The organism is Pseudonocardia sp. Ae331_Ps2, from assembly GCF_001932405.1.
Taxonomy (GTDB): Bacteria; Actinomycetota; Actinomycetes; order Mycobacteriales; family Pseudonocardiaceae; genus Pseudonocardia.
Genome location: NZ_MCIM01000001.1, coordinates 2,361,885 through 2,377,826, shown reverse-complemented (window position 1 = coordinate 2,377,826; position 15,942 = coordinate 2,361,885). Strand labels below are relative to the sequence as shown.

Sequence of the window (15,942 nt, the reverse complement as noted above, 5' to 3'; positions counted from 1 at the left end):
CGGCACACGACCCGAGGAGCCCACCCATGAGCCCCGAGCAGCCACCCCTCACCGCGTTCGGCCCGGACTTCCCCTTCCCCTACGACGACTGGCTGGCCCACCCAGCCGGTCTCGGCCGGGTCCCACCGGACCGGCTGGGGTCCGAGGTCGTGGTCGTCGGGGCCGGGATCGCCGGGCTCGTCGCCGCCTACGAGCTGATGCGCATCGGGCTGCGGCCGGTCGTGTACGAGTCCTCGCACCTGGGTGGACGGCTGCGCTCACAGCCCTTCGAGGGGGCCGACGGGATCGTCGCCGAGCTGGGCGGGATGCGCTTCCCCCGCTCCTCGACCGCGTTCCACCACTACGTGGACCTGCTCGGGCTGGAGACCGCGCCGTTCCCGAACCCGCTGACCGAGGCCGCCGGCAGCACGGTGATCGACCTGCACGGGCGGACGTACTACGGCCGGACCCTGGCCGACCTGCCGCCGTTCTTCACCGAGGTCGCCGACGCCTGGGCGAGCGCGCTGGAGGAGGGCGCGGGCTTCAGCGACCTGCAGCAGGCGATCCGCGAGCGCGACACCGCGCGCATCCGGGCGCTGTGGGCGGAGCTCGTCGAGGTGTGGGACGACCGCACCTTCTACGACTTCGTGTCCACGTCGAAGGCGTTCTCCGACCTGTCCTTCGCCCACCGCGAGGCGTTCGGCCAGGTGGGGTTCGGAACCGGTGGTTGGGACTCGGACTTCCCGAACTCGATGCTGGAGATCCTGCGGGTGGTGCTGACCGGCTGCGAGGACGACCAGCAGCTGGTCGTCGGCGGGGTGGAGCAGGTGCCGCAGGGACTGTGGACGCGCACCCCCGACGACCTGGTGCACTGGCCCGCCGGGACCAGCCTGTCGTCGCTGCACGGGGGCGGGACCCGCCCGGGCGTCGCCCGGCTGCACCGGCTCGACGCGGACACGATCCGCATCACCGACGTCTACGGCGGCACCCGCGACGTGTCCGCGGTGCTCACCACCTGCCAGAGCTGGCTGTTGTCCACCCAGATCGACACCGACGAGTCGCTGTTCGGCCAGGACGTGTGGATGGCCCTGGACCGCACCCGCTACATGCAGTCGACCAAGACGTTCGTGATGGTGGACCGGCCGTTCTGGCGGGACATCGACCCGTCGACCGGCCGCGAGGTCATGTCCACCACGCTGACCGACCGGCTCACCCGCAGCACCTACCTGTTCGACAACGGACCGGGCCGGCCCGGGGTGATCTGCCTGTCCTACTCGTGGATGAGCGACTCGCTGAAGATGCTGCCGTACCCGGTGGAGAAGCGGGTCGAGCTGGCGCTGGGCGCGCTGCGGCGGATCTACCCGTCCGTCGACATCGGAGCGCACGTCATCGGCGACCCGATCACGGTGACCTGGGAGTCCGACCCGCACAGCCTGGGTGCGTTCAAGGGCGCCCTGCCCGGCCACTACCGCTACAACCGGCGGATGTACTGCCACTTCGTGCAGGACGACCTGCCGGCGGCCGAGCGCGGGATCTTCATGGCGGGCGACGACGTGTCGTGGACCCCGGCCTGGGCGGAGGGTGCCGTGCAGACCGCGCTCAACGCGGTCTGGGGGATCGTCGCGCACCTGGGCGGGGCGACCCCGCCGGAGAACCCCGGCCCCGGGGACCGGTTCGCCGAGCTCGCTCCCCCGACACTGCCGGACTGACGCGGGTTCCGGCCCCACCGTGACCGGGGCCGGCCGTCCCACCACGGGCCGGCCCGGACCGTCAAGCGCCGGTCGCGAGCCGGTTCTCCGCCGACGCCAGCGGGTCGTAGCTCGGCTCCATCAGCATCTCGTGCAGGTGCCGGCGGCGGACGCCCATGTTGCCGCCGTCGTAGACGGGGAAGCACAGGACGTCCTGCATGATCCCGGCGATCGGCGTCTCGGTGGTGTAGGCGTCCACCCCGACCAGGCGCATCGCGTCGTAGACGACGTCGACCGACCGCTCCGAGGCGTAGATCTTCGTGATGTTCGCGAGCTCGCGGTCCTTGCCCCCGGTGCGGTCGAAGTGGTCGGCCGCCTTCCACGACAGGTAGCGGGTCGCCTCGATGCGGATCTTGATGTCGGCGAGCATGTACCCGGCGTTCTGGTACTCGATGACCGGGCGCGGGCCGGAACGGCTGTCGGTCTTCGCGAACTCGTAGGCGTAGTCGAAGGCCGCCCGCATCCGCCCGACACAGGCCGCGCCGATCGGCGCACAGGTCCAGGTGAACGCGGTCTTCACCATCTCCATGCCGTCGCCGGGGCCGCCGATCATGTTCGCCAGCGGGACCCGGACGTCGTGGAACTCGACCCGCGGCGAGTTGGTCGCGCGGTGACCGATGGTGTCGAGCATGCCGGTGATCTCCACACCGGGGGTGCCCCGCTCGACGACGACGATCGCGAGCGACTCCTGCGGCGGCAGCGCGGGGTCGGTACGACAGACGACCGAGATGAGGTCGGCGCCGCGGCCGTCGAAGCCGGAGCCGTTGGTGGTGTAGTGCTTGGCGCCGTCGAGGACGATCTCGTCACCCTCGATCCGGGCGAAGGTCTGGACCCCGACCTTCGGGTCGGGCGAGTCGTAGTTCGCACCGCCGGTGACCTCGGTGTAGGCGATCGCGGCGAGCCTGGGCTCGGACCCGCAGAACGCGGGCAGCCACCGCTGCTTCTGCTCCTCGGTACCGAAGTGGACGATCGGGTGCAGCCCGAGGCCGGTGCCGAGGATCGCGGAGGCGACGTTGACGTCGACCCGGGCGATCTCCTCGACGGCGAGCACGAACTGCAGCGAGGTGAACTTGCCGCCGCCGTACTCGGCCGGGATCAGCGCCTTCACGAACCCGGCCTCGGCCATCTGCCGGTAGAACGGCTCGATGGCGTAGAACCGCTCCGCGGGCTGCGAGAACGGCGCGATCGCCGCCTCGACACCGGTGAGGACGGTGTCGGCGAACTGCCGGGCCTGCTCCCGCAGGCCCAGCTGCTCGGCGTCGAGGGTGAAGTCCAGAGTCATCGTCGGATGCCTTCCGCTCGGGCCCCGACCCGACCCGGGTCAGGGACGCCGGGCGATCGTGGCCGCCGGAGGCCGCCCCGGGATCGAACCGGTGTGCACGGCGACCGGTACCGGCGTGCACGGTCCGTCCGGTCCGGCCGGTTCGCGCTCGCCGAACTCCGACGGCAGGCAGCCGTGGTGGGCGCGGAAGACCCGGTTGAGGTGGGACAGGTCGGCGAAGCCCCAGCGGGCGGCGAGCTCGGTGAGGGTCCCGGCCCGCGTCGGTGCGGTGAGCTCACGGGTGCACCCGTCGACGCGCAGGGCCATGACGGTGCGGGAGAAGCTGCGGTCGGTGCCCTCGTAGAGCTGGTGCAGCTTGCGGACCGAGATGCCGAAGCGCGCGGCGACCGCCGCGGCCGAGGTGTCGCCGGTCCGCAGGTGCGCCGCCAGGTAGCGGTTGACCGCGGCCCGCAGGCCCGCGTCGAGATCCGCGCGTCCGGTGTCGCGCAGCCGGTCGGAGCCGCCGGCCGCCGCGGCCAGCAGCGTCGTGAACGCGGTGTCGGCGGCGTCCGCGCCGGCCGGGTCGAGTGCGTCGAGGCCGTTCCAGGTGGACAGCATGGCGGAGGCGACGATGCGGGCCAGACCGGGCGAGGAGCCGTCGTGGGTGGTCGCGGTGGCGGCGTCGAGGTCGGCCACCAGCGGCAGCAGCCGGGCGCGGGGCACCCGGAACGACACACAGCGCCACTCCTGGGACCGGTCGTCGGCGACGAACTCCAGCCCGTACTCACGGGTGGTGTCGAACAACGCGAACCCGCCCGGCTCCACGACGCAGCGGCGCCCGGCCTGGGTGCCGATGCAGTGGCCGCTGATCTGCAGGTTCACGAACACGTGGTCGGTGACGGTGCGACGCACCTCGGCCGGGCCGTGGGTGATGAGCTGGGTCGCCGACGACACCTCGGCGCAGTTGGTCGCGGTCAGCCTGCTGGAACGCACCCAGCTGCGGATCTCGTGTGCGTACGCCCGCCCGGTCCGCCGGGCGCCGGGCAGCTCCGCGGCGAGCGGGGTGAACGCCTCGCAGATCACCTCGCGCCAGTAGCTGAACTGCTCGCCGGCCGGGCGGTCCTCAGTGGTCCAGTAGCGCACTCGGGGCCTCCTCGACGGCTCGCATCGGCTCCGATGGCGTCGCCGCCGTGAGCCAGGACACTATCGAGGTGGCGCATCGGAACCCAGGTCCCGGCGGGGGTGCGCGGGGTGACCGAAGCATGACCGCTCCAGGGCACATGGGTGTTTCCGCCGGTGAACTCCGGATCACGGCCCGGCTCCCGCCGGCACGACGCCGCGGCCCCGGTCACGACGTGGCCGGGGCCGACGTCCGCAGTCCGGGGGGACCCGGGTCTCCGGTGAGCTCCCCCGCCGCCTCGCCGAGGAGCTCCCGGAACCAGACGTCGTCGTGGCCGTAGGTGTGCACCGGGTGCCACCACAGGGTCTCGGCGATGGGGACGACGTTCCACGGACACGCCAGCACGCGCAGTGCCCCGTTGGTGGCGAGCGCACGGGCGAGGTGCCGCTGCACCACGGCGGGGCCGTACCGACCTCCCCGCGCTGGTCCCCGGCGACGTCGTCGAGATGACCGTCGACGGCCTCCGCACCGTGCGCAACACCATCGTACCCGGCCGCGCCCCGCACCCGATCCCCGGGGCGCGGCCCCGGCCGCGTCTGCGTCCCGTCCCCGGCTGACCCCACACCGTCGAGAGGTCCCTGCCGGTCGAGTGGCCCGAACAGCGAACAGGCCCCACCGGGAGTCCGGTGGAGCCTGTCGTGTCGTGTGCGCCCGAAGGGATTCGAACCCCTAACCTTCTGATCCGTAATTGGCGCGTCCGCACCCGTAGGGCTGGATTCCCAGGTGCGAGCGTGCTCTCTGGGTGACGGGATGAGCATCAGCGGCAGTAGGGCTGTGCAGTTCGTGGACCGGGTCGTGGACCGGGCTCGCCGCAAGCCCTGCTGGGCCTCGCAAGCCACAGCGATCGCAGCCGTGGGCCGACCCGGAACCTGATGGGTCCTGAGTGCCGTATGGAACAGTGGTCGACCATGGTCTGCGAAGAGTCAACAACTTCATGATCGACAGGCCCGTGCCCGCCCTCGCCTCAGACACCCAACCACGGCCGAGGTGTGATCAATCCGCGCGGCCTCTAAGAGGTCGCGCGGATTGATCACAGCTGGGTCGCGGCCGGGTGTCGATGGTGAGGGGCGGGCACGGGCCTGTCGATCATGAAGTTGTTGACTCTTCGTGATCGTCTGGAGGCCGCGTGCCCGCCCTGCCATCATGGCTGACCGAGCCGTTGTGGGACCAGTTCGCCGCGCTGCTGCCGCCCCGGGTCGAGTTCGATCCCACTCATCCGTGGGGCTGTCACCGCCGCCGGATCGCGGATCGGGTCGTGTTCGACAAGCTCCTGTGAGGTACTGCGGTTCGGCTGCCCGTATCAGGGCATCGCCGACAGCACCTGCTCGGCGACCACCATCCGCGATCGCCGTGACGAGTGGATCCGGCTCGGGGTCTTCGCCCAGCTGCGCCGGATCGCCCTGGACGCCTACGACCGCATCGTCGGCCTGCTGCTTGACGACGTTGCCGTCGACGGCGCCATCACCAAGGCCCCCGGCGGCGGTGAGGTCGCCGGACCGTCACCGGTCGACCGGCGCAAGGGGCCTGAAGCGATCGGTACTCGTCGAGGGATACGGCATCCCACTGGGCCGGGTCCTGGCCGGGGCACACCGCCACGACTCCCCGCTACTGGGCCCCACTCTCGACCACCTCGACGCTCTCGGCCCGCTGCCCGACGACATCACCGTGCACCTCGACGCCGGCTATGACTCCGGTAAGACCCGCGACACACTCACCGAACGGGGCCTGCACAGCGAGATCGCGCGCAAGGGCGAGAAAGCACCGATCCAGGCCACCCAACGCTGGCACATCGAGCGCACCAACGCCTGGCACAACAGCTTCAACCGGCTGCAGCGCTGCTACGAACGCCGCGAAACCGTCGTCGACGCGTTCTTCGACCTCACCGACACCATCATCACACTCCGTAGCCTGATCCGGCAGGCCTGGACCACACACCGCTGGGACACCCGACCACACCGCCGCCCATGATCATCCATCAATCCGCGCGACCTCTAAGTGTGACTGGCCACACAAACTTCACTTCGACCTCGCCTGCGCGTGAGAGTTCCTTGACTTGCCGCCGCACGGACAGCAATGATCCTGTCGACCGTACAAGCGTCGGCCGGCCCCAAAGACGAGTACGAGCCCATAAGCCTCGACTCGATCCGAGCACCCTGCGTCTACTTGCCACCAGCGAGAGGATTCGTGTGTCTTCAGCAAAATATCCTGTAGTCATTCCAGAAGCGACTTGCGTCGACCTGGAAGGCATTCGCCACCTCCATACGCTGGGCCCCTCGGGAACGAATCTGGAGAGTGCTGCTCACGCGTGGTTTCAACGGCAGGGAACTGTTGGCCGAGTGACGCTTCACGAGTCACTTGAGACTGCACTAGAGCAGGTACCCGAAACGGGAGAACACGCCCTGGTCGCACGCGCAGTTTATCCTGATCTGCACAAACTTACATTCTCGAACCTGCAGCGGCTAACTATGGTGGACAGTTTTCTGTTGCCGACACACAACATGGTCTACGCAGGGTTGACCACAACGCCACGTACCGCGGCAACACACCCCGCACCGTCCGGCCTTGTCCCTCGCGGCGTCGAGCGCCGGATTGTGCTGAGCAACAGTCAGGCAGCCCTGGATTGCGCCGAGGGGACTACCGATGCCTGCATCACTACTATCGTCGCAGCGAAGCGACACGGACTCCAAATCCTAGAAGACTTTGGTCCAGTGCCTATGATCTTTACGATTCACCGCGTTGAGGCCAAGTGATGTCGGGAACTCAATCTGAGCTATACGAAGCTGTCCATGAGATCACTGGCCTCGTCGACCGATTCCGACTGCGACAGGAACGTGACGGATCGATAGCGAATGCTTGCTCAGACGATGCCAATCTCCTACGCACTATCGTCCAACGCGCGAGCGACGTTCTCCTGCACCTCAGGTCTGAACGCCAGCTTGAAGCACTACGATCCGATGTGGCGACTTGGATCGCTGCCGGGCTTAACACAGCACCAGACTTCGGCGCCACGCGGGAAGCATTCGTTCCTCCTGACCGAGACCAGCTTGCATTCTTCCTCGGCTGCGCATTGACCACCAACGGTGCTCCACCCGTCGGACGCCGCCTAGAGTGTTTTCTCGTGCGCCGCCAGGAGCCGCGTGAGATTGACGACCTAGCAGCATTCTATCCACACCCAAAGAACAACTGTCAGTCTGTCATTCTTCTGCATGGAAGCGCAGGGTTTCGACTCGGCAACTGCCTCGTCTTCTTTCCGGAGAATGTGCCATCTTCGCGCCCGGTGTATTCGCAATCGTACGCACTATTCTTTTTCAGCAAGTTCCGGCGCATACACGAGGAAATGGCAATTCCTCCCGCTACTCGAATTCTAGTGAACGGGACCGCTCCGAGCGCATCAGCTGGACTTCAGCCGGACCGGTGCTACAATGCGCGGTCCGTGTGGGGTTACCTTCATGACTACTATCACCATCAAGGCCGCTGGCCTCTTGACGAGAACGTAGATTTGAAAACCAACTGGTTCGTTGGACTACTTGAAGAGACGAAAGTAGATGCGAAGACTGTAATCGTGGCGGTCGATGATGATCGTGTGCCTTTCCGCGAGGAGCAGATTGACATGATCCTTCTCGAACGCCTCATCCGCTATCCGCGCTCACGTGCCGCTACCCGGAATTTCGATGCCGGTACGGGTGTATTCTTGTACTCATGGTTCCGGGAGCGCGGTGGAATCGAGCTGACCCCCTCGGGCCTGATCTTCGATCGTGGAGCCGCAGTTGCAGCACTCCGCGAATACGTCCACGAGATCGAAGAACTCGAGGGCCGTGTCACCGACGCAGATATGTACAAGACGGAAGCAAAGTATTTCGTGCGCCGCTACCTAAGCGAAGGAGAGAATCGAGACCGATTTGCTTTCTCGGCCGACCAACTTCTACTGCTATCCCGAAGGTCAGTAGCTGAGGATCAACTCCTAGCTTTTGATGACACTCAGCGGTAGCGGCACTCAATCGATTGATGCGATCGGAAGCGTAGCGTTGAACTTCTCTAACCGCAAGGGCCACATCTGGCTTGACGGAAAGTTGACAGAATGGGGCAATGCCACCTTTCATGTCCTGACACATGGACTGCATTACGCAAGCTCCGTCTTTGAAGGAATTCGAGTCTACGACGGAACCGCCTTCGCCTTAGAGCAGCATCACCGTCGTCTTCTCGCTTCAGCCGCAGCGCTGCGTATCGACGTCCCATTTGCGGCCGACGAGCTGTGTGACGCAACTGTTGCGCTTGTCTCTAAAATGGGTGTGATGAACGGCTATGTGCGGCCCATCTCATGGCGGGGCTCAGGTTCCATCGAGGTCCCAGGCTTCGACGCAGGTTCGCATACTGCAATCGCCATCTGGGACTGGCCCTCAGTCTTTGGCGATGAAGCCAAGATGGCCGGTATTCGACTAGGCACGTCAAGCTGGCGGCGGCCGGCCCCAGCGACAGGGTGAGTTCTGCCGGTCGTAGCACTTGATCTTGGCGAGTTGGGCGGGACAGGATGTTCCGTGCGTGAAATGTTGATGTTGTCGGATCGGGAGGAGATCTCGAGGGGTCTGGCGGAAGGCTTGTCCTACAAGCAGATCGCCTCGGTGGTGGGTCGTGATCCGTCGGTGATCTCTCGTGAGGTCCGTCGCCACGGCGGACGCCACGAGTACCGGGCCGCGGCAGCGCAGGAACGGGCCCAGGCGGCGCGGGCGCGCCCGAAGCAGCTCGCGGTGGACCGCTATCCGCGGTTGCGCGGGATCGTGCACGCTCTGCTGCGTCGTGGCTGGTCACCGGCCTCGATCGCGGGCCGGTTGCCGACCGAGTATCCCGACGATCAGGCTTGCCGGGTGTCTCACGAGGCGATCTACCAGTGGATCTATGCCACCCCGGTGTCCACCCTGGCCCGCGAGCTGCTCGCACTGCGCTCCGGGCGCACCACTCGACGTGGCGGACGGAAGCCACCACCGGCTCCGCGGATCAAGGACCCCGTCTACATCGACGAGCGCCCCGTCAACGCCGAGGGGCGTGTGGTGCCCGGGCACTGGGAGGGTGACCTGATCATCGGCAAGGACGGCAAGACCGCCGTCGGGACCCTGGTCGAGCGCACCTCCCGGTTCCTCGTGCTCGTTCCGCTGCACGGGCGCGACTCGCTGACCGTCGGCCGTGGGGTCATCGCCGCCACCAGTGGCCTGCCCGCCCACATGCGGGCCTCGCTGACCTGGGACTGCGGGGCGGAGATGGCCGGCCACGCCGCCGTCACCAAGGGGTCGATGCCGGTGTACTTCGCCCACCCGCACTCGCCGTGGGAACGCGGCAGCAACGAGAACCTCAACCGCATCGTGCGCGAGTACTTCCCGAAAGGCACGGAAATCACCTCGGACCCGAAGTATCTGGCGATGGTGGCTTGCGATATCAACGACCGACCCCGTAAGATCCACAACTGGAAGAAGCCCTCCGAGATATTCGCCGAACTCGTTGAGCTAGATGCTTCGACCGCCTGAATTCGCCCAGCACCGACCCATGCCAAGGCGGCTTCAAATTACGCTATCGGCACGCTCGCCCGCCACGAGGTAGCCGAACGTGGCTTCGACGATGCTCTCCTACTCGACTGGCAGGGGCGCCTCGCTGAGGCTACTGGAGCCAACCTCTTCCTCGTTAGCGGCGGTGCTCTACACACACCCATCGCAGACTGCTTCCTCGCTGGTATCACCCGCGCTACCGTCATGAAGATTGCAGAACGGCAGGGGATCTCGGTGATCGAGCGCCGGATTTGGCCAGAGGAGATCGGCGGTGCCGATGAAATTTTCCTTACCGGTACCGCGTACGAAGTGCAGCCCGTGCGGGCGATTGATGACAGAGTCTTCACCCCAGGCCCCGTCACTCGCGCCCTACAAAACGAGTATCAGTCCCTCGTCCGTTGCCAAAAGAATGACCTAATCTAGTGGACGTGCATCCGACCGCCGGAAACAGCGGAACTAATGATCTCAGCCGATGGCGACCAAGCCCGCGTCGCGTAACCATGCTTCTCGTCGGCCTCTGTATCTTCGGTACTGGCGAAGGGCTACTGGTACTGTCCGGCCTGGGAAACTCACCCTGGACCGTCCTCGCCGAGGGTCTTGCCCGAGTCACAGGCTTATCGGTCGGCATCGTGACGAACGCCATCGGGCTACTCGTGCTACTCCTCTGGCTCCCTCTTCGACAGCGCCCAGGCCTCGGCACAGTATGCAACGCGTTGCTCTTGGGCGTCTTCATGGATATCACCCTGGCAGTAGTTCCTCCATCAAACTCAGTTGTGATCAACTTCTTGCTAATTGTCTTGGGTATTCTTCTAGTCGGTCTCGGAGGTGGCCTCTACCTCGGGGCCGCACTCGGTCCCGGGCCGCGCGACGGTTTGATGACCGGCCTACACCGAGTCACGGGACGGTCCATCACCCAAGTTCGATGGTTCCTAGAGATCTCCGTGCTAATCGTCGGATTCATTCTTGGTGGAACGGTTGGGGTAGGAACTATCATGTTTGCACTACTCGTCGGTCCAGTCCTTGGATTCTCCGTGAAGACCTTATCTCTGGTGCCCAGCAGCAAGCTGTGATCGCCCATCATCCCGCGACTCCACAGATTCAGCGCCGCAGGGCATGCGGACGGCATCCGGTCATCGAGTTCCCTCTCGCTGAACTGGTGATAACTATCGGGACTTATGAGATGCTGGCCTTATGGGCATTCCAGTCGAGCAGATCGAGCGGATCCCCGAGTCGAACGTTCATGCACCTCTCGTAGAGTTCGTCGCAGTATGGGCTGCAGCGCTGGCCCGGACCCGTGACCGGGGTGGGCACAGGGTACAGGATTGGTATGCGGCTGGTGTCGTGGCGACGTGCCGGTGGCTGGCCGGTGCTCCGCATCGCACGTCCTGGGGTCAGGTGCAGCGGCCGGCGGCCCCGGTGACCCGCTCGTGCGCGACGGCCTATGAGGAGCTGATCGAGGCCGAGTGCGTGGCCGTCGAGCTGCTCCCGGTGCGCCAGCCCGATCTCGTGGTGGACCGCCCGGGGTGGTGTGAGGGGATCCGGGCGACGTTGTGGTGGGCCTGGCGGGGCGAGGGTCCGGCGCCCCTCGCCGTGCCCCGCCGGGCCGACACCGACTGAACCCGACCCGCTACCGGCCGCTGTACTCGTCGACCACGTCGTCCGCCGTGCTGTCGTCCTCGGCCATTGTGTGGTCGTCGGTGTGCCAGCGGGTCAGCTCGACGGCGCGGGCGAGGTCCTCGCCGGTGTCGCGGTAGCGGATCTCGTCCAGGACCCGGCCGGCGTGGTCGAGGTACCCGGTCGTCTCGGCGGCGTCGGGGATCCGGACGACGTCCTCCCCGCTGGGGCGTGGTTCGCGCTCGGCCCGCTCCCGGACGTCGTCCCACCCGGAGTCGGCGACCGAGGCGGCCGGGGCCGTGCGTCCGCCGTCTGCGGTGTGGGGCTGCTGGTCGGCATCGGTGTGGTCGATGTCGTCCTCGGTGATCTCGCGGTGGGCGTCGTCGTCGACGATGGCGGCGTCGTGGGCGGCCTTCCACTCCTGGGCGGTGACCTGCTGGGCGGGGTCGTCGTCGGCGTCGCGGGCGGACAGCTCGGCCTTGGACAGTTCGGCCTGAACCCTGGTGTGGGCGGTGTGGGCGAGCCAGGCGGCGCGGGCGTCGTCGATCTGCTGGAGCTGCTCGGCGCGGGCGTCGAGCACCGCGGCCAGAGCGGTCGCCTGGTTCGCCTCGTCGAGGATCCGCTGCCGCTCACTCGGATCGGTGAGGGCGTCGGCTTCGGCGCGGCGAAGCGCGGCGGTCTGCTGGTGGGTAGCGGCGGTCTGGCGGGTTCCGGCGAGTTCGTTGGCGACGTAGCGGGGTGCGGCGGCGAGTTCGCGCTGGTAGGCGCGGATGCGGGCGCGGAGCTGTCCGTTGGACAGTTCCAGGTGCTCGCGGTCGATCTCGGGGCGGCCGAGGGTCCGCCGGGCGGAGCGGTAGGCGGCGAACTCCTCGACCTGCCCGGGCTTGGGTGCGGGTCCGAGTGCGTCGTCGGGGTCGTCGTGGCCGCGCATCTCGCGGTAGGCGGCCACGCGGCCGACGGCGGCGCTCCACTCGGCCTGCTGGTCGGCGTCGGCCGGGCAGGCGCCGAACGCGCTGGTGGCCCATGTGGGCGGGTCGGCGGCGGCAGCGCGGCCGAGGGTGGCGGCGCGGTCGTCGGCGGCGCGGGCGAGGGCGGTGAGGTAGTCGTGCCATTCGGGGTTGTCGGTGCGGGGTGTCCATTCGGCCCAGGTGTCGCCGACGGGGTCGAAGCGGTGGCTATCGCGGATGCGGGAGTACAGGACGTTGGTCAGGTTCCGCGACCCGGTCAGCGGGCCGCGCTCGACGGCGTCGACGAGCACGGCCTGGGGGTCGAGGCCGGCGAGTTCGGCCCGGCGCAGCACGCGGGTCAGTGACGCGGCGCCGTCCTCGGCGGCGATCTGGGCGCGTTGGTGGTCGGTGAGGGCGCCGTGGGCGACGAGACGGTCGAGGTGGTCGCGGGTGCGTTCGGTCGCAGTCAGCTGCGCGGCGTCGGCGAGCAGCTCGGCTGCGGTCCGGACGCTGGCGGCGTTCTCTGCGGATTCGGTGGCGACCGCGACGGCGGAGCGGGACAGGGAGGTTTCGGTGGTGTCGAGGATCGCGGCGAGGGTGGCGACGGGGTCGCGGTGCAGGGCGTGCCGCGCGGTGCCGTCAGCGGGGTCCTCGGGTGCGGTGCGGGTGGTGACGTGAGCGGTGTTGGTCTGTCGTCCGCGGGACATGCCGACGTAGAGGGCGGCGGGGCCGGTGGTGGGGGTGACGACGGTGTGGGTGGTGTCGACGGTGGTGCCCTGGGCGGCGTGCACGGTGGCGGCATAGCCGAGGGCGAGATCCTCGGCGACGTAGGAGGCGGGCAGGACGAGCATCTGCCCGAGCCCGCCGCTGCCGTCGGCCCCACCTGCGACGCCGTCGGTGGGGCTGGTGTCGGTGGTGACCTCGATAGCGCCGTCGTCGCGGACGGCGGTGATGCGGTAGGTCTCGCGGTTGATCGGGCCGCGGCGGTTGCCGTGGCGTCCGGCGAGGTGCCAGGCGTTGCGGCGGGCCTGCACGAGGTCCCCGACCCCGGCCACGGTGCCCTGACGGCCGAGCCAGACCCCGTCCTCGGCGACGCGGCCGAGGCGGACCAGCTCCGCGCGCAACGTCGCGGACACGCGGTCGGCCTGGTCGTTGGTGTCGACCAGCAGCAGCGAGTGGTGTCCGGCGAGGGTGTCGGCCAGCCACCCGCGCACGGCGGAGGCTTCGGCGTCGTCGCAGGTTCCGGAGTCGAGGATGCGGCCGTGCTGGTGGTAGGTGCGCAGCACGGTGTCGTCTCCGGCGCGCAGGCGCAGGCTCGCCTCCTGCGCCCACGGGTGGGTGAAGCGGCGGGCGTCGGTGAGCTCGTAGCGGGACCCGGCGGTGGCGAGCAGGTCCATGCCGCCGCCGGCGCCGACGGCGGCGAGCTGGCGGTGATCGCCGACCAGCAGCAGCTTCGCCCCAGCCGTGTCGGCGTGGCGGTGGATCGCGGCCAGCGCAGCGGTGTCGGTCATCGCGGACTCGTCGACCACCAGCAGGTCCCCTCACCCAGCCGCCACGCCTCGTCCTCGTCCCGGGTCCGGCCGGTGTGGAGGCGGTCCTGGGTGGCGAGCCAGGCGGCGACGTTGCGGGCGTCGAGCCCTTCCCCGGACAGGACCTCGGTCGCCATCTGGCTCGTGGCGAGCCCGAACACCCGCCCCACCGGCCCCGACCCGCCGCCGTCGGCGCGGTCGTGGAGGGTGGGGTCGGTCCAGGCACGGGCCAGGGCGCCGACGACGAAGGACTTGCCCGTCCCGGCCGGGCCGACGAGGGTCTCGATCCGGGCGCCGGAGGTGAGGATGCCGCGCACGGCGGCGGCCTGGTCGACGCCCAGCTCGATGCCCTCCTCACCGAGCCGGTCGAGGAACCGGCGGGCCGCGCGGACCGGCAACGCCGCCCCGTCCCGGGCGGCGGTGGCCGCCAGGAGGAACCGTTCGGTGTGGACCTGCTCCGGTGTCGCGTACAGCGCCCCGCCCGGGGCCTGGTAGGCGGACTGGCCGTTGGCCAGGAGCAGGTCGTCGGGGAGCAGCTCGGCGGCGGGTTTCGCGGTGTCCATGGTCAGGGCGTGGTCGAGGGCGGCGTCGGTGAGCTGATCCAACAACGCCGCGATCTCGGCGCCGTCGGAGACGCCGAGGTAGTCGGGCAGGGCGGCGTTGACCGCCCGGGTGAGGTCCGCGGTCGTCCAGTGCGTCTTGCGGTTCCCGACCTCGGCCAGCGCGAGTTCGATCACCGCCCGCGGGTCGAACGTCATCGGCTCCACACCCTCGCGGCGCGCCGCGAGGGCGGAGTCGGCGATCCCGGCCAGACCGCCCTCGATGTCGGCGCGCAACCGGACCTCGACCCGGGACAGCAGGTCGTCGCGGGACTCGCCGTCGTGGGACTTCCCGGACCTCGTGAGCAGGGTTGCCTGCTGGGTGAGGCGCTCGTGCTCGTAACCGTTCGGGGCGCGCCCGTAGCGGGCTTCGAACGCCTCGACCAGGTCGGCCGCCTTTGCGGTCAGGGCGTGGCGACGGCTCGACAGCAGCGACATCGCCTGTGCCGGGACCCCGATCACCTCGCGGGCCTTGCCGTCGGGGCGCATCGCCAGCAGCACCCCGATCGTCGCGGTCAACCGCTCCTCACACGTGCGTTCCCCGACCGCCGCTGCGCCCGGGCGCCACCGGTGGACCGCGCGGGAGTCCAGGGTCCGCCACGTCCCGTCCGGGCACTCGACGCGGTTCAGGATCGTGTTGTGGATGTGCAGCTGCGGGTCCCGGTCGCGGGAGTCGTGCTGGAGGAACGACGCGACGGTGAACGCGTGGGCGTCCACCCACCGGCCCGCCGCGCCGCCGTGGTGCCCGACCCGTGAGTAGCCGGCTTTGTCCTGCAAGTACGCGAGGGCGGCGTTGTTGCCCGCCCAGATCGCGTCCTCCACGGCCTGCCGGAACTCGCCCCACGCCGCCGCGGTGGCCTCGTCGCCGGCCTGGCGGGCGGCGACCTCGCGGGCCTCGAACGCGGTGTGCAGCAGCGTCACCGACTTCTGCACGCTGAACGTGGCGTCTAGGAACGCGACGTTGTGCCGGGCCGCTTTCCCGGCTTCGGTACGCAGCTCGGCGCGGCGTTCGGCCGCCGCGTCCGGCTCGCGTTCCAACGCGGCCGCGTACAGGTCGTCCTCGGACAGGTACTTGCGCCCGGTGTGTCCCAGCGTTGGGACGCTGTCCCACTGGGACGGATCCCGAAACCCTGCGTGCCGCGGGTCGAGGAAGCGTTCGTAGAGGGCGCGCATGTCCTGGGCGTCGACCAGACCGGTGAGGCCGAGGCGCTTGGCCCCAGCACCCCACCAGCGGCCCGGCGGCTCCCCGTCGGTGACGGCGCCGGTGTAGTAGTTCTCCCGCCCGGTCGCGACCTCCTTCAACAGGTACTCGGGGCTGTAGCCGTTGACGACCTTCAGCATCCCGACCACCCCGAAACGGTCATGAAACCGGTCGGGGCCCGGTCGGGAGCGGCGTCGGGGTTCGCGGACCGGCCACAGGCCGGACCGCACCCTCGGATCGTGATGCCAAGGTGTGCTGCCTTTGATCTTGGGGTGCTCTTGCTCTGTTCGGTGTAGTCGTTCTCGGTTCTGGTCTTCTGCTCGCTCTCGCTGCTGCTCGTGCTCGTCTCG

At 68.5% G+C, this 15,942-nt stretch carries 11 protein-coding genes and 1 pseudogene; 7 read left to right on the top strand and 5 right to left on the bottom strand.

The genetic code is table 11. The features are described 5' to 3' along the window. Nucleotides 1–26: 26 nt before the first annotated feature. The gene (locus tag Ae331Ps2_RS11370; protein ID WP_075309010.1) at nt 27–1,688 is read left to right on the top strand and encodes an NAD(P)/FAD-dependent oxidoreductase; all 1,662 of its coding nucleotides are present in this window, start codon (nt 27–29) and stop codon (nt 1,686–1,688) included. 61 nt (nt 1,689–1,749) lie between these two features. Here the strand turns inward: Ae331Ps2_RS11370 and Ae331Ps2_RS11365 are convergent, their stop codons facing one another. The 3 genes from Ae331Ps2_RS11365 to Ae331Ps2_RS11355 all read right to left on the bottom strand — a co-directional run bounded on the left by Ae331Ps2_RS11365 (nt 1,750) and on the right by Ae331Ps2_RS11355 (nt 4,564). Then, complete coding sequence (locus tag Ae331Ps2_RS11365) at nt 1,750–3,009, bottom strand: acyl-CoA dehydrogenase family protein (RefSeq protein WP_075309012.1); 1,260 nt, start codon at nt 3,007–3,009, stop codon at nt 1,750–1,752. A 39-nt stretch (nt 3,010–3,048) separates the two neighbouring features. After that, nucleotides 3,049–4,131, bottom strand: coding sequence for a helix-turn-helix domain-containing protein (locus Ae331Ps2_RS11360; RefSeq protein ID WP_075309014.1), 1,083 nt, complete (start codon nt 4,129–4,131; stop codon nt 3,049–3,051). A gap of 205 nt (nt 4,132–4,336) precedes the next feature. Beyond that, nucleotides 4,337–4,564 carry a hypothetical protein gene (locus Ae331Ps2_RS11355; RefSeq protein ID WP_075309016.1) on the bottom strand — a complete coding sequence of 76 codons (228 nt, stop codon included), beginning with the start codon at nt 4,562–4,564 and terminating at the stop codon, nt 4,337–4,339. A 730-nt stretch (nt 4,565–5,294) separates the two neighbouring features. On the opposite strand from Ae331Ps2_RS11355, the pseudogene Ae331Ps2_RS11350 reads away from it, so the two are divergent. The 6 genes and pseudogenes from Ae331Ps2_RS11350 (at nt 5,295) to Ae331Ps2_RS11315 (ending at nt 11,319) form a co-directional block, all read left to right on the top strand. After that, a pseudogene (locus Ae331Ps2_RS11350) lies at nt 5,295–6,136 on the top strand (IS5 family transposase). A 781-nt stretch (nt 6,137–6,917) separates the two neighbouring features. Beyond that, complete coding sequence (locus Ae331Ps2_RS11340) at nt 6,918–8,156, top strand: DUF6421 family protein (RefSeq protein WP_075312541.1); 1,239 nt, start codon at nt 6,918–6,920, stop codon at nt 8,154–8,156. Next, complete coding sequence (locus tag Ae331Ps2_RS11335) at nt 8,140–8,649, top strand: aminotransferase class IV (RefSeq protein ID WP_075329723.1); 510 nt, start codon at nt 8,140–8,142, stop codon at nt 8,647–8,649. The genes Ae331Ps2_RS11340 and Ae331Ps2_RS11335 overlap by 17 nt, the downstream gene beginning before the upstream one ends. Before the next feature lie 63 nt (nt 8,650–8,712). Then, the gene (locus Ae331Ps2_RS11330) at nt 8,713–9,684 is read left to right on the top strand and encodes an IS30 family transposase (RefSeq protein ID WP_075308805.1); all 972 of its coding nucleotides are present in this window, start codon (nt 8,713–8,715) and stop codon (nt 9,682–9,684) included. Beyond that, nucleotides 9,685–10,125, top strand: a complete 441-nt coding sequence (locus Ae331Ps2_RS34225) for an aminotransferase class IV (protein ID WP_083695457.1) — start codon at nt 9,685–9,687, stop codon at nt 10,123–10,125. A gap of 993 nt (nt 10,126–11,118) precedes the next feature. After that, on the top strand, nt 11,119–11,319 hold the full coding sequence (locus Ae331Ps2_RS11315; protein WP_139318866.1) for a hypothetical protein: 201 nt from the start codon (nt 11,119–11,121) through the stop codon (nt 11,317–11,319). A 10-nt stretch (nt 11,320–11,329) separates the two neighbouring features. Here Ae331Ps2_RS11315 and Ae331Ps2_RS34220 read toward each other — a convergent pair whose 3' ends face one another. Continuing rightward, the gene (locus tag Ae331Ps2_RS34220) at nt 11,330–13,774 is read right to left on the bottom strand and encodes an AAA family ATPase (RefSeq protein WP_249265616.1); all 2,445 of its coding nucleotides are present in this window, start codon (nt 13,772–13,774) and stop codon (nt 11,330–11,332) included. Continuing rightward, complete coding sequence (gene mobF, locus Ae331Ps2_RS34215) at nt 13,771–15,732, bottom strand: MobF family relaxase (RefSeq protein WP_249265678.1); 1,962 nt, start codon at nt 15,730–15,732, stop codon at nt 13,771–13,773. The genes Ae331Ps2_RS34220 and mobF overlap by 4 nt, the downstream gene beginning before the upstream one ends. Nucleotides 15,733–15,942: the final 210 nt, after the last annotated feature.